This window comes from Amycolatopsis balhimycina FH 1894 (genome assembly GCF_000384295.1).
Taxonomy (GTDB): domain Bacteria; phylum Actinomycetota; class Actinomycetes; order Mycobacteriales; family Pseudonocardiaceae; genus Amycolatopsis; species Amycolatopsis balhimycina.
The window spans coordinates 1,245,427-1,262,239 of sequence record NZ_KB913037.1 but is presented as its reverse complement, the minus strand read 5'-3'; the positions used below and the strand labels follow the sequence as shown (position 1 = coordinate 1,262,239).

13 protein-coding genes and 1 pseudogene are annotated in these 16,813 nt (G+C 73.7%); 5 read left to right on the top strand and 9 right to left on the bottom strand.

What is annotated here, in order from left to right; all coding sequences use genetic code 11:
* Positions 1–173: 173 nt before the first annotated feature.
* Positions 174–1,814 (bottom strand): beta-1,3-glucanase family protein, encoded by a 1,641-nt coding sequence (locus A3CE_RS0104915; RefSeq protein WP_020638951.1) that lies wholly within the window; start codon positions 1,812–1,814, stop codon positions 174–176.
* A 215-nt stretch (positions 1,815–2,029) separates the two neighbouring features.
* Positions 2,030–3,844: a glycoside hydrolase family 15 protein gene (locus A3CE_RS0104910; RefSeq protein ID WP_020638950.1), complete on the bottom strand. Its 1,815-nt coding sequence runs from the start codon at positions 3,842–3,844 to the stop codon at positions 2,030–2,032.
* Between the two features lie 139 nt (positions 3,845–3,983).
* Between A3CE_RS0104910 and A3CE_RS0104905 the strand changes: the two genes are divergently transcribed.
* The gene (locus tag A3CE_RS0104905) at positions 3,984–5,384 is read left to right on the top strand and encodes an MFS transporter (RefSeq protein WP_020638949.1); all 1,401 of its coding nucleotides are present in this window, start codon (positions 3,984–3,986) and stop codon (positions 5,382–5,384) included.
* A 90-nt stretch (positions 5,385–5,474) separates the two neighbouring features.
* Here A3CE_RS0104905 and A3CE_RS58320 read toward each other — a convergent pair.
* The 3 genes and pseudogenes from A3CE_RS58320 to A3CE_RS0104890 form a co-directional block, all read right to left on the bottom strand.
* Positions 5,475–5,714, bottom strand: a pseudogene (locus tag A3CE_RS58320) (potassium channel family protein); the annotation flags it as partial.
* A gap of 179 nt (positions 5,715–5,893) precedes the next feature.
* Positions 5,894–6,298, bottom strand: a complete 405-nt coding sequence (locus tag A3CE_RS0104895; protein ID WP_020638947.1) for an SHOCT domain-containing protein — start codon at positions 6,296–6,298, stop codon at positions 5,894–5,896.
* Positions 6,299–6,406: 108 nt separating this feature from the next.
* Positions 6,407–9,064, bottom strand: a complete 2,658-nt coding sequence (locus tag A3CE_RS0104890) for a winged helix-turn-helix domain-containing protein (protein ID WP_026468152.1) — start codon at positions 9,062–9,064, stop codon at positions 6,407–6,409.
* Between the two features lie 116 nt (positions 9,065–9,180).
* On the opposite strand from A3CE_RS0104890, the gene A3CE_RS50170 reads away from it, so the two are divergent.
* Entirely contained in the window at positions 9,181–9,519 is a 339-nt protein-coding gene (locus A3CE_RS50170) for a hypothetical protein (protein ID WP_020638945.1), read from the top strand.
* Positions 9,516–9,788 (top strand): hypothetical protein, encoded by a 273-nt coding sequence (locus tag A3CE_RS0104880; RefSeq protein WP_020638944.1) that lies wholly within the window; start codon positions 9,516–9,518, stop codon positions 9,786–9,788. Before A3CE_RS50170 ends, A3CE_RS0104880 begins: the two co-directional genes overlap by 4 nt.
* Positions 9,789–9,805: 17 nt before the next feature.
* On the opposite strand, the gene A3CE_RS0104875 is transcribed toward A3CE_RS0104880, so the two are convergent.
* From A3CE_RS0104875 to A3CE_RS0104865, 3 genes are all read right to left on the bottom strand, one after another.
* Positions 9,806–11,179 carry a DUF2252 domain-containing protein gene (locus A3CE_RS0104875; protein ID WP_020638943.1) on the bottom strand — a complete coding sequence of 458 codons (1,374 nt, stop codon included), beginning with the start codon at positions 11,177–11,179 and terminating at the stop codon, positions 9,806–9,808.
* Between the two features lie 60 nt (positions 11,180–11,239).
* Entirely contained in the window at positions 11,240–11,404 is a 165-nt protein-coding gene (locus A3CE_RS56150; RefSeq protein ID WP_020638942.1) for a hypothetical protein, read from the bottom strand.
* Between the two features lie 122 nt (positions 11,405–11,526).
* Positions 11,527–12,033, bottom strand: a complete 507-nt coding sequence (locus tag A3CE_RS0104865; protein WP_020638941.1) for a DUF1269 domain-containing protein — start codon at positions 12,031–12,033, stop codon at positions 11,527–11,529.
* Positions 12,034–12,237: 204 nt separating this feature from the next.
* Between A3CE_RS0104865 and A3CE_RS0104860 the strand changes: the two genes are divergently transcribed.
* Together A3CE_RS0104860 and A3CE_RS0104855 are read left to right on the top strand one after the other, a co-directional pair.
* Positions 12,238–12,699 (top strand): DUF7144 family membrane protein, encoded by a 462-nt coding sequence (locus A3CE_RS0104860; protein ID WP_020638940.1) that lies wholly within the window; start codon positions 12,238–12,240, stop codon positions 12,697–12,699.
* Positions 12,700–12,804: 105 nt separating this feature from the next.
* Positions 12,805–15,345: a winged helix-turn-helix domain-containing protein gene (locus A3CE_RS0104855; RefSeq protein ID WP_026468150.1), complete on the top strand. Its 2,541-nt coding sequence runs from the start codon at positions 12,805–12,807 to the stop codon at positions 15,343–15,345.
* A 5-nt stretch (positions 15,346–15,350) separates the two neighbouring features.
* Here the strand turns inward: A3CE_RS0104855 and A3CE_RS0104850 are convergent, their stop codons facing one another.
* Positions 15,351–16,580, bottom strand: coding sequence for an AI-2E family transporter (locus A3CE_RS0104850; protein WP_020638938.1), 1,230 nt, complete (start codon positions 16,578–16,580; stop codon positions 15,351–15,353).
* Positions 16,581–16,813: the final 233 nt, after the last annotated feature.

Genomic DNA, 16,813 nt, shown 5'->3' with positions numbered 1-16,813 from the left:
ATGCCCCGCGCGGGCCCGGCCGTGCCCACGGTGGCCAGGCCCCGCGAGGAGCTGCCTCGATAGCCCGGACCAAAGGTCTTGAATGACTCATTCAGGACCTCCGAAGACCCGAATGAGTCATTCAAGACGTTCGCGCTCGCCGCCGCGCCGTCAACGCACCTCGGACCGCCCGGCTAGCGGGTGAAGGTGAACCAGTTGACGTTGACGAAGTCCGACGAGCTTCCGGAGAACGTCAGGAAGAGGTCGTGCACGCCGGTGGCCGGGGCGACGATGTTGGCCGGCACCGTCTGCCACTGCTGCCAGCCGCCGTTGTTCGCGAAGTCGATCTCGGCGATGACCGGGCCCGACACGCTGTCCAGGCGGGCCTTGATCGCGCCGCTCACCCCGGCGGGCGCGCCGGAGGCGAGGCGGGCGACGAACTGGTTCGGCGAGCTCGTCCCGAAGTCGACGCGGGCGTACTTCAGCCAGTCGCCGTTCGCCAGCCAGCCGACGTCCACCCCGCCGCCCGTGTCGCCGCACGACTCGTTCTGGGTGCCGCTCTGGTCGTTGTAGGCCTCCGCCTGGATCGTCGAGTACGCGCTCGTGCCGCCGGGTCCGGGCGGGGGCGTGCCGCCGCCCGCGCCCGCGCCGAGCGAGACCGTCCAGGACGTCGGGGCCGGGTCCTGGAGGTGGCCGTCGACGGGCTGGGCGCCGGTCGGGCCCACGTCGTCGTACGGGAAGGCGTAGCCGATCGACGCGTACTGGTGCACCAGGCGGGCGTAGTGGTTGGTCGTGGCGTCCCGGTAGTACTGCGAAGGTGCGACGCCGTCGGGCTGGTTGTTGCCGCCGGCCACCAGCAGGCTGCTTCGGTTCAGCGCCGCGGCCAGGCGGGCGGCGACGGCACCGCGCGCGTCGCTGCCGGAGTTGTACAGCGGCCCGCTCGCGCAGCCGAAGATGTCCACCGCGCTCGGCTTGGTGAACGGCACGCCGTTGGTGTTCAGGCCGGCGAACACGATCGCGTCCCCGCTGACCGTGCCGGTGTAGGAGCCGATCGCGCCCTGCCCGTTGATCGTCAGCGGCGTCGAGCGGTAGTGGTCCCAGACGGCGTTGAGGTAGTTCGTCCAGTAGCCGCCGAAGTCGACGGGGGAGTGGCCGGGGGCGAGCACCCGCACCACCTTGCCGGACGAGTCGGTGACGACCAGCCGGTCCCACGGCGCGCCGTCGGTGTTGTGCTGCGCGCGCAGCCCGTCGGCGATGCTCCCGAGGGCGCCGCCGGGCAGCGGGCTGACCGACTGCGAGCCCGCCGCGCCCGTGGTGGCCATCGACACCGGCAGCGCCACCATGTCGACGTAGCTGATGTTCGCGTAGAGGTTGGCGCTGTTGTAGGTGAACTCGCAGAACGTCCAGTTCGTCTGCCAGTTCGGGTCCGAGCTGGTGAAGCCGGGCTGCACCAGGCCGGGTCCGGGGTTGACGAAGAACTGGATCTTCTGATCGACCGAGAACCACACCCGGCCGCCGATGAGGTAGTCGGTCAGCGTCACGGTGCGCTGGGATCCGGAGCCGCCGAGCGGGATGGCGTAGTCCGGGATCGGCGTCACCGGCGAAGACGGGTTCGGCAGCGGCTGGAACCGGCCGTCGGCGGTGACGAACCCGGGACGGCCCGAGGTGTCCGCGCCGCTGACGTAGGCGTACACGGTGCCGCTGCCCGAATTGTTCTTCAGCGTCAACGGCAAGGCCGCGGCCGCCCGCGCGCGCGGCGCGGTGACGGCGGACCACAACGGCGCGCTCGCCGCGGCCACCAGGCCCGCGGTCACGAAGGTACGCCTCGACAGCATGGCACCTCCTCGGAAACGGGCGGATTTCGCGAGCGGTCGGCCCGCGTCCGCCGGAAACGGTGACCGGACGGTAGGTTCGCGTTCCGGCGGGGTCAAGATCCGGCGGCCCGGGTGGGGTACTGACGGCCCTGGATTCTGCCCTTTCGTTGCCTGGACCACTGCTCCCGGTGGTCCGTACCAAAGCCGAAAACGTCTATTGTGGACAGTGCTGGAACTCAGCCGAGTGCCGCGTCGAGCGTGACCGCCGCATCGATGAGGGCCAGGTGCGTGAACGCCTGCGGGAAGTTCCCGAGCTGTTCGCCGGTCGGCGCGATTTCCTCGGCGTACAGGCCGACGTGGTTGGCGTAGGTCAGCATCTTCTCGAACGCCGTGCGGGCTTCCTCCAGCCGGCCCGCTCGTGCCAGTGCGTCGACGTAGGTGAAGCTGCACAACGAAAACGTGCCTTCGGAGCCGGCGAGGCCGTCCGGGGACGCGGCCGGGTCGTACCGGTAGACGAGGCTGTCGGTCACCAGCCCGGCTTGGATCGCGTCGAGCGTCGACAGCCACAGCGGGTCCTTGGCCGGGAGGAACCCGGTGCGGGGCATGCGGAGCAGGGACGCGTCCAGCTCGTCGCCCGTGTCGTGCTGGACGAAGGCGTTGCGCGTCCGGTGCCAGCCGCGGGCGAGGAGCTGGCCGTGGATGCTGTCGCGCTGCCAGGTCCAGTCCTCGACCGGGGCGGGCCTGCCGTGGGTGGTGGCCAGCCGGATGCCGCGGTCGAACGCGACCCAGCTCATCAGGCGGCCGTAGGTGAAGCGCTTGCGACCGCCCCGGGTCTCCCAGATGCCTTCTTCGGGCTGGTCCCAGTGTTCGCTGAGCCAGTCGAGGGCGGCGCGCAGCGCGGTCCAGCCCCGGTGGGAGAGCTCGAACCCGGCGCGGTCGGCGGCGAAGACGCTGTCGAGCGCTTCGCCGTAGATGTCCAGCTGCAGCTGCCCGGCCGCGTCGTTGCCGATCCGGACCGGGCTCGACCCGCGGTACCCGGACCAGTGCGCGAGGCTCTCCTCCCGCAGATCCGTCGTGCCGTCCACGCGGTACAGCACGGCCAGTGGCCCGCCGGCCCCGGCGTGGCCTTCGCGGATCCGGTCGCCCAGCCAGTTCCCGAACCGGGCGGCCTCCTCGGCGAACCCCAGCGCCAGCAGCGCCGAGACCGAAAACGACGCGTCCCGCACCCAGGTGTAGCGGTAGTCCCAGTTGCGTTCCCCGCCGAGCTGCTCGGGCAGCCCGAGCGTGGGCGCGGCGACCAGCCCGCCGGTCGGCGCGTACGTGAGCAGCTTGAGCGTGATCGCCGAGCGGGCCACGATCTCCCGCCAGCGGCCGCGGTAGGTGGAGCGGGCCAGCCACGCGCGCCACCAGTCCACGGTGGCCCGGAAGAGGTCTTCGAACTCGGCGACGCGGATCTCGCGCGGCGGCTCCGCGGCGTCGGTCTCGAGCACCACGCCCCGGACCTGGCCGGCGGTGAGGGCGAGCCGCAGGTGCACGTCCTCGCCCTCGACGCGCGCCTCGGCGAGGTGCTCGTCGCCGGGCTCCCGGACCGCGTGCAGCACGATCGACGTCCCGGGCGCCGTGAACACGGCGCCGTTCGCGACGAGCAGCGCCCGGTGCGGGCGGCGGCCGTAGTCGAAGCGAGGGGCGACGACCACCTCGAACGTCATCCGCCCGCGGACACAGCGCACGAGCCGGGCGATCCGGTGCTCGGTGGTGGCGGTGGTGCCGCACGGCGGCATGAAGTCGACCACCTCGCCGATGCCGTCCGGCCCCGAAAACCGGGTGATCAGCACCGCGGTGTCCGGGTGGTACATCTGCGAGCTCGCGCAGGCGCCGGCCGGGCGGACGCGGAACCGGCCACCGCGCTCGTCGTCGAGCAGGGCGCCGAAGACCGACGGCGAATCGAACCGCGGCGCGCAGAACCAGTCGATCGACCCGTCGGTCGTCACGAGCGCGGCGGTCTGCAGGTCACCGATCAGCGCGTGCTCGGCGATCGTGGTCTCGGTCATCGTTCCTCCATCGGGGCACCGGGATCTCCTCGCCTGCACCGTCTCCGGGACCGGGGCCGGTTGCCTCATCCACGCCGGGTGAGGTGGCCGGGCCGCGGCCCGGCCACCGTGTGCGGCACCCGAGCAGGAAGGCCCGCCGATGACCGTGCTGCCCCTGGCCCTCGCCCAGTTCGTCGCGAGCTACGCGGCCACCACCATGACCGTGGCCGTCAGCGCCATCGCCGCGGACCTCGGCACCACGGTGATCGGCGTGCAGACGGCGATCACCGTGTTCACCCTCACCATGGCGTCGCTCATGGTGCCGGGCAGCAAGCTCAGCGACCTGCTGGGCCGCAAACGCTGCTTCCTGGCCGGGCTGGCGGTCTACGGCACCGGCGCGCTCCTGGCTTCGGCCGCGCAGGGGCCGGGGCTGCTGGTCTTCGGGTACTCGGTGCTGGAGGGAATCGGGTCGGCGCTGATGATCCCGCCGATCTACATCCTGGTCACCGTGACCAGCCGCGACCTCACGGCCCGCGCGCGGGCCTTCGGCGTGGTCAGCGGAGCGGGCGCGCTCGGGGCCGCGGCCGGCCCGCTCATCGGCGGCCTGGTCACCACGTGGCTCGGCTGGCGAGCGTCCTTCCTCCTGCAGGTGCTGCTGGTGGTCGTGATCGTCCTGGCGGCCTTCCGGATCACCGAGCCGCCCGGGCCGCCGCGCGAGAAGCGGTTCGACGTCGTGGGTGCGGTCCTTTCCGCGGCGGGCCTGTTCTTCGTGGTCTTCGGAGTCCTGCAGGCGGGCACCTACGGCTGGCTGGTCTCCCGGGCCGACTTCGCCGTCGGCGGGGTGGTGGTACTGCCCGCCGGGGGGATTTCGCCGGTGTGGCTGTTCGCCGGGATCGGTGCCGTGTTCCTGGCCGTGTTCTTCCGGCACGTCCGCGCGCGGGAGCGGGCGGGCCGGGAACCGCTGGTGCCGTCCGGGCTCTTCCGCGACCGCGTCGCGGGACTCGGGCTGGCGACCCAGCACGTGCAGTGGCTGGTCCTGCAGGGGTCATTCTTCGTGATCGCCGTGTTCCTGCAGCAGGTCCGCGGCTACGACGCGATCGAAACCGGGCTGATGCTGACCCCCGCGACGGCCGGCATCCTGGGCGCTTCGGCGGCCGCCGGGCGGATGGCGCGCCGGCATTCGCAGCGTGGCCTCGTCCGCGCCGGGTTCGTCCTCGCCGTCGCCGGCCTGGTCCTCGTGCTGCTGCTGGTCCGGGCCGGTTCCGGCGTGGCGAGCGCCGTGCCCGGCCTCTTCCTGCTCGGTGCCGGGGTCGGGATCATGCTCACGGCGTCGGTGAACCTGGTGCAGTCCCGCTTCCCGGACTCCGCCCAGGGCGACATTTCCGGGGTGTCGCGCAGCGTGTCCAACCTCGGCTCGTCGGTGGGGACCGCGCTGGCCGGGTCCGTCCTGGCCGGGACGCCGGACCTCGGCGGGCGGTCCTTCGCGCTCGCTCTCACGACCCTGGTCGTCGTGGCGGTGGCCGGGCTGGTCGCCGCGCTGCTGCTGCCTGCCCCGGACTGATCCGTCCCCTGTGGACGATCGGCGGTGCCGTACCGCCGTCACGATCACGCGCAGCACCACGCCCAGCACCACCAGGTCCGCGACCATCTGGAGGGTCACCAGCACCCGCGCGGCGGTGGACACCGGGGTGATGTCGCCGAAGCCGACGGTGGTGAACACCGTGACGGCGAAGTACAACGCGTCGGTTCGCGTCAAGCCCGTGGCGAAGGAGCCCGGACGGTCTTGGCCCAGCACGTAGTAGCCGTCGGCGAACAGCAGCAGGAACACCGGGACGATCAGGGCGAGCGCCTGGACACCCTGCCAGGCGGGGAACGGCGACCGCAGGATCATCCGCACCTCGCCGACGACCAGCAGCACCACGACGGCGAGGCCGGCGGTGAAGACGGCCGCCGTCCACGGCCGCAGGACCTGGTCGACCGGCAGCAGGTAGTAGAGGCAGACCAGCGCGGTCACCGTCAGCAGGGGCCGGAGCACGGCGAGGTGGACGAACCGCCACCGAGGTGCCGCGGTCAACGCGCGAGGGCCTTCCGCTTGAGCGACTGGAATTCCGCGTCGTCGATGACGCCCTCCTCGAGCAGCCGCCGGGCTTCGGCGATCTGCGCCGCGCCCGTCGTGTCCGATGTGGACACCGACCGCACGTAGTCGTCGAACCGGTGCCGCGAGGCCGTTTCGCGCGCCCGCTCCCGCTCGACGAAGTGCCTGCCCTGGGTGCCGAAGTAGAGCAGGACGCCGAGGAGCGGCAGCACGATCACCAGCACCGTCCAGCCGGCCTTGGCCCAGCCGGACACGTCGCTTCGGCGGTACAGGTCGCCGAAGGCGATGAACAGCAGCCAGAACCAGGCGATCCAGCAGAAGAACACCAGCATTGTCCACATGAGACTGAGAAAGGGGTACTCCGTGCTCGCCAGGGCCATGACATCTCCTCGTCCGGGATCGGGGCCGGGCACGCTCGGGCGTGCCCGGCCCACTCGACCGGATCCGGGGTGCGCCCGCCTCACCCGCCGCGGGTGGGGCGAGCGGCGTCAGACCGTGAAGTCGGCGACTTCGGTGTCGAGCAGCCCGCGTTCCTGCGCGATCGCCACGGCTTCGCGCCGGCTGCGGACGTCGAGCTTCGCGTAGATCCCGCGGACGTGGGTCTTGACGGTGTTGGGCGAGACGGTCAGGTCCTCGGCGATCTCCTCGATCGACCGCTGGGTCGGCAGCAGGCGCAGGACGCCGCGTTCGCGGTCGGTCAGCGGGGCCGGCATCGGCGGGGTGCGCAGGCGGCGCCGGACGGCGAGGATCTCGCCCGCGAACCGTTCGCCGGTGCCCAGCCCACCCAGCCTGCTGGTCAGGAACCCGATGAGCTCGGGCGGGGCGAAGACGAACGGGAACCGGACGCCGGTGGGCTCGGCCGCGCGCAACGCGTCGTCCAGCAAGCGGGCCGCCCGCTCCCGCGCGCCGGCCGCCAGCGCGGCCTGCACACCGACCAGCGACGCCTCGATCGCGGCCCACGACAGTTCCATGGGCACTTCGTCGTCCGCCAGTGACCGCAGCACGGTGCTCGCCGCGTGGTGCCTGCCGAGGCGCAGCTGGGTCCGGGCGCGCATCAGCAGCAGCTCACCCGATCCGGACAGGACCGACAGCGCCCAGCGAACGGTCTCCCTGGCCTGGCCCGCCGCCCCGAGCCGCAGGGCCGCGCGCTGTTCCAGCACCGCGCACAGGGCGGCGTACCCGGCCGGGCAAGACCGTCCGGCCCCCAGCCGGTTGCGGGCCCGGCGCATGCGCCGCAGTCCCGAGTGCCAGCCGCCGAGCTCGAACTCGGCGGCGCCGTGCAGCGTCTCCGTGAGCAGCCGCAGATCGCGGGCCGTTCGCGCCGGGGCGTCACCCAGGAGGGGCCGGATGCCCTTCGCGTGCTTGAGGCATTCGGCGGGTTCGCCCCGCAACAGGGCGCCGTAGGCCAGCAGGGCACTGGCCTGGGCGCCCTGGACGGACCGCACGGACTCCTGACGCGGACGGCGGGCTTCCGCCCGGCGGGCCAGCGTCTCCATCACCCGGTAGTCGCCGTCGTAACCGGCCAGCTCGGCGAGCGCGGTGAGGCACTGGGCGACGGTGAAGTCCTGCCGGAGCTCCTCGGCGGTGCCCAGCAGCCGCACCAGGGTCTCGCGGGCCTGCTCGCGGGAGAGGAGGAGGCCGGCGCGGTGGAGGATCACGAGGCCGTCGAGCGCGGTGCCGCCGGCCAGCCGCTCGTCGACCGCTTCGGCCGCGCGACGGGCCTGAGCCGGGGCGCGGTCGAGCTGGGCGAGCCGGGCATACGCCAGCTGCCGCAGGACGGTCAGCTCCGCCGCCGGCCGGTCCGGCCACGCCGCCTCCGCTTTGGCCAGCTGCAGGCCGGCCGCGGACGTCTCGGCCGCCTCCAGGCAGAGCGCCGCCGAGATCAGCGCGGCCAGGGAGTCGGCGGGCACCCGCCGGTCCTCGATCATGGCGAGCGCCAGGCGCAGGACGTGGTGTTCCCCCGCGAGGAACAGCGTCACGGCGTGCTCGCGCAGCAGTTCGCCGACCCGGGCGGGATCGCCCGCGCGGACGCTGTGCAGCAGGGCAGGCGCCGGCCGGTCGTGCCGGGCGAACCAGCGGGCCGCCGCCGCGTGCAGTGACCGCGCCCGGTCCGGCGCCCGGCGTTGCAGTTCGGCCCGCAGGTAGGTCCGCAGCAGCGGGGTCACGCGGTGGTGCGGCGGCGTGCCACCGGAGTCGACCACCCGGGCGGCGGGCTCGCCCAGCTCGCGGAGCATCGCTTCGGCGTCCGCGCGGCCGCTGAGCACCGGCGCGAGCCCGGCCGGGAGCTCGTCGCAGATGCTGATCGTCCGCAGCAGCTCCCACTGCGCCGGGGTGAGCGGGGCCAGCACCTCGTCGGTCAGGTAGTCGAGCACGGCGGCGTCGCGCCCGGTGTCGAACTCCCGCAGGCTCCCGTGCCGGGTCGCGGACGCCGCGGCGAGGCGCAGCCCGGCGGGCCAGCCGCCGGTCCGGGCGACGAGCGGGGCGACCTCGTCCCGGGGGATCGCCACGTCGGCCGTGGCGAACAAGGCGTCCGCTTCGTCGGCGGTGAACCGCAGCCCGGCGGCGCCGATCTCGACGAGCTGGTCCGCGAACCGGGCCCGGCCCAGCGGCAGCGGTGGTTCGCGCCGGCTCGAGACCGCCAGGCACAGTCCGGCCGGCTGGTGGCGGACCAGCGCCCGCAGCCCGTGCCACGGGCCGGGGGCGGTGATCTCTTGAGCGCCGTCGAGGACGAGCACGACGGGTTCGCTCAGCGTGTCGAGCGCGTCGGCGACCCCGGCCAGGAAGGCGAGGTCGGTGCTCGGGGCCTCCGGCACCGCCAGCAGCCGCAGCGGGTTGCCGTCCGGGATCCGGTCGCACCGGCCGAGTGCTTCGAGGACCGCGGACCAGAAGAGCCGGTCGTCGTTGTCGTCGGCGTCCGCGGACAGCCAGGCGACCGCTCCGCGGTCCCGGCGCCGCGCCCACTCGGCGAGCAGCACGGTCTTGCCGAACCCGGCCGGGGCGCCGACGAACACCATGGCCGCTTCGGCCGCTCCGTCGAGGAGGGTGAGCAGACGCGGCCGCGGCACGAGATCCGCCAGGGGCCCGGGAACGGTGATCTTCGTTCTCGGTACCTGTCTTCGGGACGTGATATCGCGGCACTGGCGCATGCGTAATTCTCCTTCGCGGTCGTTCCGGATAATCTCGGCGGATCTTGTCACGGAATTGTGCGGCTCACCCGCTGCGGGCGAGGAAAACGACGGCCGGACACAGAAACGTGTGCCGGGTGAAAATTCTCAGGAATTCATCGGGAAGTGGTCGCCGCCGATTCGCCGTCACGCAGTTCTGCTGGCTCGGGCCGGGCGAGGTCGTCGTCCTCGACGTGCTCCGGACCGGCCGGATCGGCATCGGGTCGGTGCTGCTGTGGCTGGCCGTCGCCCTCTCTGCCCTGACCCCGGTGGGCGAGGTGCGAACGGGTGTCCGCGCCGGTGCGGACCTCGTCGCGCGGCTGGTCTTCCTGCCGTCACGCGGGTGGTCGGCGGTGCTGCTGCTGCTCGACGTCGCGATCGTCGCCCGCGCGTGGTATTCGGCGGGCCGGTCCCGGCGGGACGAGGGCACCCGGTGAGCCGGGCGGACGTCCTCGGCTTCGGGGCCGGGGCGAATTACGTCTTCCGGGGCTGCGGTGCCATTCCGGATCGGGCCGCCGAAGGGGTCGCCGATATCCGCGGCGTGCTCGTCGTGCCCGTTCCGCCCGAGACGATAGTTTTCGGTACGGTGGCGGACTCCCGGGACGTTCCGGAGATTTTGCGCAGGCTCGAGACACTCGGGATGCACGTGGAGTCCGTCCATCGGGTCCGGGAACTCCCCCGATCGGTGGACGGCGCGACCGCGTGACGGGACCGCGCGGCCGCTCACGAGCCGGCCGCCGCCGACACGCGGCCGAGCCGGATCGCCTGGCGCAGCGCGGCGTGGTCGCGTTCGTTCTGGTCGGCGCAGGACACCGCGAACTCCCGGACGGCTTCGGCGAACGCCGGACCCGACCCGAGGTACGCGGCGATCGCGAGCGCGTCCCCGGTGCGCGCGTGCGCCCGGGCCACCGTCCACCCGCACAGCCGGGCGTGGGCGCGCAGGATGTCCGGCGTCATCGTCGTGACGTCGACGGCGTCGCGCCCGTCACGCAGCCGGCGGACGTGGAATTCGCGGTCCCCGCCCCCGAAACCCGAGGCGCGGGCCCAGCCGAGGAAGACGTCCCCGATGGCCTGGATCCGGCGCTGCCCGGCGACCACGCGCCGCCCGGGCCCGCCCGGCACCGCGGCGCCGGTGTACTCCTGCAGCACCGACGGCCCGGCCTCCTTCAGCTGCAGGAAGAGCGGATCCCCGGTGCCCGTCCGCACGAGCAGCACCACCCAGCACCGCGTGCCGGCGTCGCCCGGCCCGGTGGCCGTGCGTGCCGCGTCGGCCAGCCGGTAGCGGTCCAGCAAGGCCCGCCGCGCGGGGCCGAGAGTGCGGCGGTACCGCGAGAGCACGGCGCCCAGGCGGTCGGTGAGCGTGGCCGGGTCGCCGTCACCGGCGAGCCGGCCCGCCGGCACGACCAGCGGACCACCGGCGGCCAGGCGCAGGTGGCCGTCACGGATTTCGGTGAGGTGCGCGCCCGGGGCGGGGCGTCTCGCGGGTCCGAGCCGGTGGGCCGCGACCACGCGCAGCGTCCGGGCGTCGGCCGGGGCGAAGAAGATGTCGAGCGACGTGCGGCGCGCGAAGTCGTGCATCGCCAGGCGGTAGGACTCGACCGCGGCGAGCACCGCGCGCCGGCGCTGTGCCGCCGGGTGCCCGCACTCCCGGCCGGTGACCTCGAAGCTCGCGGCCAGCCGTTTGACGTCCCATTCCCAGGGCGCGGGCAGGGTTTCGCCGAAGTCGGCGAAGTCGAAGACCAGCCGCCGGCCCTGGGCGGTGGACAGACCGAAGTTGGCCAGCTGGGCGTCTCCGCAGGCCTGGACCGTGAATCCGGTGCGCGGGGTCAGCGCCAGGTCGGCCGCCGCCGGCAGCGCGGCCCCGCGGAAGCAGGCCAGTGGTGAGGCGGCCATCCGGCCGTAGCGCAGCGGCCGCAGTTCCGGGACCCGGCCGGTGTCCTGCCGGGCCAGCAGGGTGAGGGGATCGGCGCGCCGGACGGGGCTGGGGAACTCCGCGTGGCCGGCGAGGGGCACGGCGGCGCGGGCGGCGCGGGCCCGGGTGATCCGTACGTCGGGCGCCACGGTCTTCTGGTCGGTCTTCTGGTCGGTGAGAGGCATGCGACGGATCGTCGGCCGCGAAACCCGCCGGGGCGTCGCCCGCCGGGGGTGAAGCGGGAGTCATCCACCGCGGGTGACGACCGGGAGCGGCGCGAGCCGCAGGGTGAGCCGTGGAGGTGCGGTGATGACGAAGGGGACGGCGAGTGGCCGCGGCGTCCCGGTGGGTGGGTCACGGGGGATCTTCCCGGTGGCGTCCGCCGCGTGCTCGGCGCCTCGCTTCGCCATCAGCCAGGCCTGCCCCGTGGCGCTCTCGGGGGAGCGACCGGGGCGGGCCGGCCTCCCGCAGGGTGGCCGCGGCGGCGCTCGGGGGCGCCGCCGCGGTCCGGCCCGCGGAACTTTCCCGTGCGCTACCGCGGTTCCGGCTGCGGGGACTCGCCGAAGGCGTCGCGCAGCCGGGCCTCCTCCACGTCGGACAGGTTGGTGTTCAGCAACGTGGCGCCGGTTTCCTTGAACGGCTCGACGACCCGGTCGAGCACGGTGTCCTGGGACATCACGAACAGCGCGGACGTCCCGGGGGTGACCTGGGCCCGGACGGTTTCGATGAACTCTTCGTCGATCCCGACGTGGCTCAGCGACCCGGTCAGCGCCCCGATCGCCGCGCCGACGGCCACGCCCAGCAGCGGGACGAGGAAGATCAGGCCGAACAGCAGGCCCCAGAAGGCCCCGCCGAGGGCGCCGGCACCGGTCAGGGAGCCGAGATCCTTGGTCTTCGGCTTCTTCCGTCCCTCCGGCCACGTCACGTAAGCCGCGTCGGCGATCGAGATCAGTTGCTGCTTCTGCAGCTGCTTGAGCAGATCTAGTGCGTTTTCGGCACCTTCGACGGTCGGGAACCGCCAGACGGTCAACGTGGACACGACGTCCTCCTCAGTCCGGGATCGGTGGTCACGCCGCACTGTTTCCCGGACGCCGGAGCGCGGCATCGCCCACGTCGTGTGAGCCGCTGACCTCCGGCGATCGGGCGACCCGATCTCACCTCGGGCGGGCGAGGACCGGCGGACGGGCCACCGACCATGATCGCCCGGGTCCGCAGCCCCGTCGACGAACGAGGAAGAGAGATCATGACCGAACCCATGCACCCCCGGGCCGGAACGACCGGTGCCAGGGCACCCCTCCCGCCGGAGCCGGCCGTCGCCCGGTCGCGGCGGGTCGGCTGGATCTGGTTCGCGGGGGCGATCACCGTCCTGGCCGGACTGTTCAACGTGATCGAAGGCCTGGTCGCGCTGTTCGACAAGGACTACTACGTCGTCGGCCCGTCCGGGCTGCTCGTCTTCACCCTGACCGGATGGGGCTGGCTCCACTTCGTCGTCGGCGTGCTCGTCGTGCTCACCGGCATCGCGCTGCTCACCGGCGCGCAGTGGGCCAGGGTCGTCACGGTCGCGCTGGCCGGGTTCAACGCACTGGCACAGCTGGCTTTCCTGTCCGCGTACCCGTTCTGGGGCGTCATCGTGATCGCTCTCGACGTCCTCGTGATCTGGGCCGTCATCGTGCACGGAGACGAAGCCACCTACGAAATCTGGTGACCCCCCGGCGTCCCGGTGGGACGCCGGTGATCAGTACAGTCGTGGCCTCCGTCCGGCGTCGACCGCGGAACCGGGGCGAACTCTCCCGACAGCCGAGAGGTGGACGTGCCCGATCGAAAGACGACTCCGTTCCGGCCGGTTCCCGGGCCCAAGGTCGCGGTGCCGCGGCTGCCGGGGATCTTCGTCCCCCGCTCGCGGCTGAACGCGCTGTTCGACCGGGCCACCGCCCGGCCCGTCACGGTGGTCCGGGCGCCGGCCGGTGCCGGCCGGACCACCGCGCTGGCCGGCTGGGCCGGCGACGGCCGCGACGTCGCCTGGCTGTCCCTGGACGAGGAAGACAACGACGAGTCCCGGTTGTGGGCGGGGATCCTCGGTGCGTTGCGCCGCTGTCCCGGGGTCCCCGCGCACCGGCTCCGCCCGCCGCCGCCCGGGCGGCGGCGGGCCTTCCTGGCCGGCCTGGAGGACGCGTTCGCCGGTCTGGACCACCCGGTCCGGCTGGTGCTGGACGACCTCCAGGAGATCTCCCGCCCGGAACCGCTGGAAGCGCTGGCCGCGTTGGCACATCAGCTGCCCGCCGGGCTTCGGCTGGTGCTGGCCACCCGGGTCGAGCCGCGGCTGCGGCTGGCCCGGCTGCACGTCGAGGGCCGCCTCTCCCGGGTGGAGGCGGGCGAATTCCGGTTCACCACCCGGGAAACGGCGAGCCTGCTGCGGGCCACGGGCGCCGTGGTGGCCGACGACCGCCTCCGCGAGCTCACCGAACGCACGGCCGGCTGGGCCGCCGCCCTCGGCTGGGCCGCGGTGTCGGCGCGCGAAGCGGACGACGCCGACGCGCTCGTCGCTTCCGTCACCGGTGACGATCGCGCCGTGGCGCGGTTCTTCGCGGACGAAGTGCTTTCGCGACTGCCCGAACCGACGTCGGATCTGCTGCGGTGCCTCAGTGTCTGCGACACGGCGAGCGCGGCCCTCGCCGTCCGCCTCTCGGGCTGCCCGGAGGCCGGGGCGCGCTTGGACGACCTCGAGCGGGCGATGGGGCTCGTCACGCGCACCCCGGCCGGCACCTACCGGCTCCCGCCATTGCTGCGCGCCTTCCTGCGTGCGGACCTGGCCCGGCGGGACCCACGGCGGGTGCCGCGGCTGCACGGGATCGCCGCGCGGTGGTACGCCGGCGAAGGCCGGTTCGGGGAAGCACTCCGGCACGCCGTGGCCGGCCGGGACCGGCGGCGCGTCCTCACCCTGGCCCGGGACCACGCGGTGCGGCAAGTCCTCGCCGGCGACGGGGAACCGGTGCGCGTCGCGCTCACCTACCTGGGCGCCGAGACGGTCGCCGCGAGCCCGCCGCTGCGGCTGGCGTCGGCTCTGGAGAACATCCAGCGCGGGCAGCTCGCCGAAGCCGCGGCCGACCTCGGCGCGCCGGACGGCGGCTGGTGGCCCCTCGCCGCCCGCCACTTCGCCTTCGTGACCGGCACGCGCCCGCCGGAGACCGGAACCCCGGCGCCGCGGCCCCTGGAGCTCGACGCCTGGGTGAACCTCGACCGCGCGTGCCGGTCACTGCGCCGCGGTGCCCGGCGGCACGCCGTCACCCAGGCACAGGAAGCCCTGCGGCTGGCCCAAGGCGAGCGGCTGGAACATCTCGTGCTCCACAGCAGGCTGGTGCTGGCCGTCGCCACCGCCGTCGGCGGCGACTACCCGGCGATGCGGCGGGCGTGCACGGGCGCCCTCGCCGTCGCGCGACGGCACGGCCGGCGCCGGGTCCCGGGCGTGGCCGAGTGCCACCTGCTGCTGGCCTACGACGACCTGATGCGAGCCGAGCCGGTCGCCGCGGCCAGGGAACTGGCCCAAGCGGCCTCGGCGGAGGTGCCCGGCGGCATGCCGCTGCTGGGGCCGCTGCGCGAGTTCTTCGAAGGCATGGTCCGGTTCGACGACGGCGACCGGACGGCGGGCTCGCAGGTCATGCGCGCGGCGCGGCACCGGCTCGCCGTCCTGGAGCTGCCGCGCGAGCTCGTCGGCGTCTGCGCGGTCGCCGAGTACCACGCGGCACTCGCCCTCCGCGAGGGCCTGCACGCGGCGGAGGTGCTCGCCTGGGGACACGAGCGGCTGCCCGGCAGCGGCGAGCTGGCGGTCCTGCGGATCCGCGCCCACCTCGCCGCCGGCGAAACCGACGCGGCCGAAACGGTCCTGCGGGAGACCGCGTCGGCGACCTCGCTGCTGCCCGCCACCCCGGTCGAGCGATGCCTCGCCGAAACCGCGCTCGCGCTGCGGTCGCACCGGCGGACCAAGGCGTTGCACGCACTCGATCGCGCGCTCGCCCTCGCCCGGCCGAACGGGCTGGTACGGCCGTTCGCGCTCGCCGAACCGCGGGTCGGACACCTGCTGATCGACCACTCGGGCGGGTTCGGCTCGCTCGACCGGTTCGCGCAGGCGGTCCACGGCCGGCTCGTCCCGCACACCCCGCCCAGCAGCCTGACCGATCGCGAACAGGTGGTGCTGCAACGCCTGCCTTCCCAGCGTTCGCTGGACGAGATCGCCTCCGACCTCACCGTCTCGGTCAACACGGTGAAGACCCACGTGCGGGCCATCTACGGCAAGCTCGGCGTCAACAACCGGCGCTCCGCCGTCGTGGTCGCCCGCCAGCACGGCCTGACCTGAGCCCCTCACCGTTCGTCGCGGCGTGGGGCGGAAAGCAGTGCGTCGGCCCAGCGGGCCCGCGGGTCGACGTCCACCAGCAGCGCCTTGGCCAGCAGGGTCGCCGGCACGGCGAGGATCGCGCCGAGCGGGCCCAGCAGCCAGGTCCAGAACACGAGCGCCAGCACGGTGACCAAAGTGGACAGTCCGACCGAGCCGGCCACGAACCGGGGCTGGACCAGCGACTGCACCACGAAGTTCAGCACGGCGTAGACGACGAGCACCACGAGCAGGTCGCGCCAGCCGCCGTCGAGCAGGGCGATGACCGCGGGCGGGGCCACCCCGATCACGAAGCCCACGTTGGGGATGTAGTTGGTGACGAAGGCGAGCAGGCCCCACAGCAGGGCGCCCGGCACGCCGAGCAGGGCGAGCGCGGTGGTGTCGAGCGCCGCCACGAGGCCGCCGAACACGGTCGTCACGAGCAGGTACCGGCGCGTCCCCGAGGCGAAGCCGCGCAGCGCCGCGGAGATCCACGGCCGGTCCTGCGCGATCCGGCCGAGGCGTTGCCCCGCCCACGCCGTTTCGGCGCTGAGGAACAGCAGGAGGGCGAACAGGAAGGCCAGGTTCGTGACCAGCCCGCCGACGCCGGCGAGCAGCGAACCCGCCAGGCCGACCAGCTTCCCCGCGTCGACGGACGACAGCATGGCGCGCAGCTGCGGTTCGCCGACGCCGAACCGGCCGAGCACGGTCAGCCCGTCGTGCGTCAGTTCGTCGACCCGCCCGGCGTAGCGGGGGACCAGAACCGACAGCTGCGCGACGGACACCACGACGACGAGGAAGAAGGCGAGCAGCACCGCGTAGACGGCGACCACCAGGACGGTGACGGTCAGCCAGCGCGGCATTCCCTTGTCCCGCAGCCACTTCCGCACGGGATCGAGGGTGATCACGACGACGAGGGCGAGGAAGACCGGGCCGACGAGCCAGGCGACGCTCTGGATGCCGGCGAGCACGACGACCGCGGCGGCGGCGCCCAGCAGCACGACCAGCGCGCGGGGAAAGGGGGTGCCGCCGGTCCCGGGGTCGCGCTCGGGCGGCCACGGGACCGGCGGCGGTTGCGCGCCGGCGCCGAACCGGTCGGCGAGTCCCCGGAACGGGTGCCGGGCGGAGCGGCTCTCCCGCCGGTCCGCGGCCGCGGACCGGTTCCGCTGGGGCTTACGGAACCGGTGAGCCGGGAAATCGGTGAGCGTGGCTCGCACCATGCGAATCCCCTCCGGAGACGAGCGGCGGCCAGCCCACAGTCGCGCTTCCCGGCGGCCCGGTCGTCACCCGGAGCGGGCGAAAGCGTGGATCCGGTCGGAACAGCCACGGCCGTAGGCACGGTAGGCCCGCGTGCGCACCCGCGAGCGTGCACTGCTCGCGGGCCACCTCCGCCGGTTTCCGCGGCGCGTACCGGGTCGCTCGTGCTCCAGTGCCCGGCTCTCCCTCTCCCGCC

Coding starts and splice junctions, on each gene's coding strand:
- A3CE_RS0104915 (WP_020638951.1), bottom strand. CDS start 1,814: ATGCTGTCGAGGCGTACCTTCGTGACCGCGGGCCTGGTGGCCGCGGCG.
- A3CE_RS0104910 (WP_020638950.1), bottom strand. CDS start 3,844: ATGACCGAGACCACGATCGCCGAGCACGCGCTGATCGGTGACCTGCAG.
- A3CE_RS0104905 (WP_020638949.1), top strand. CDS start 3,984: ATGACCGTGCTGCCCCTGGCCCTCGCCCAGTTCGTCGCGAGCTACGCG.
- A3CE_RS0104895 (WP_020638947.1), bottom strand. CDS start 6,298: ATGGCCCTGGCGAGCACGGAGTACCCCTTTCTCAGTCTCATGTGGACA.
- A3CE_RS0104890 (WP_026468152.1), bottom strand. CDS start 9,064: ATGCGCCAGTGCCGCGATATCACGTCCCGAAGACAGGTACCGAGAACG.
- A3CE_RS0104875 (WP_020638943.1), bottom strand. CDS start 11,179: ATGCCTCTCACCGACCAGAAGACCGACCAGAAGACCGTGGCGCCCGAC.
- A3CE_RS56150 (WP_020638942.1), bottom strand. CDS start 11,404: ATGGCGAAGCGAGGCGCCGAGCACGCGGCGGACGCCACCGGGAAGATC.
- A3CE_RS0104860 (WP_020638940.1), top strand. CDS start 12,238: ATGACCGAACCCATGCACCCCCGGGCCGGAACGACCGGTGCCAGGGCA.
- A3CE_RS0104850 (WP_020638938.1), bottom strand. CDS start 16,580: ATGGTGCGAGCCACGCTCACCGATTTCCCGGCTCACCGGTTCCGTAAG.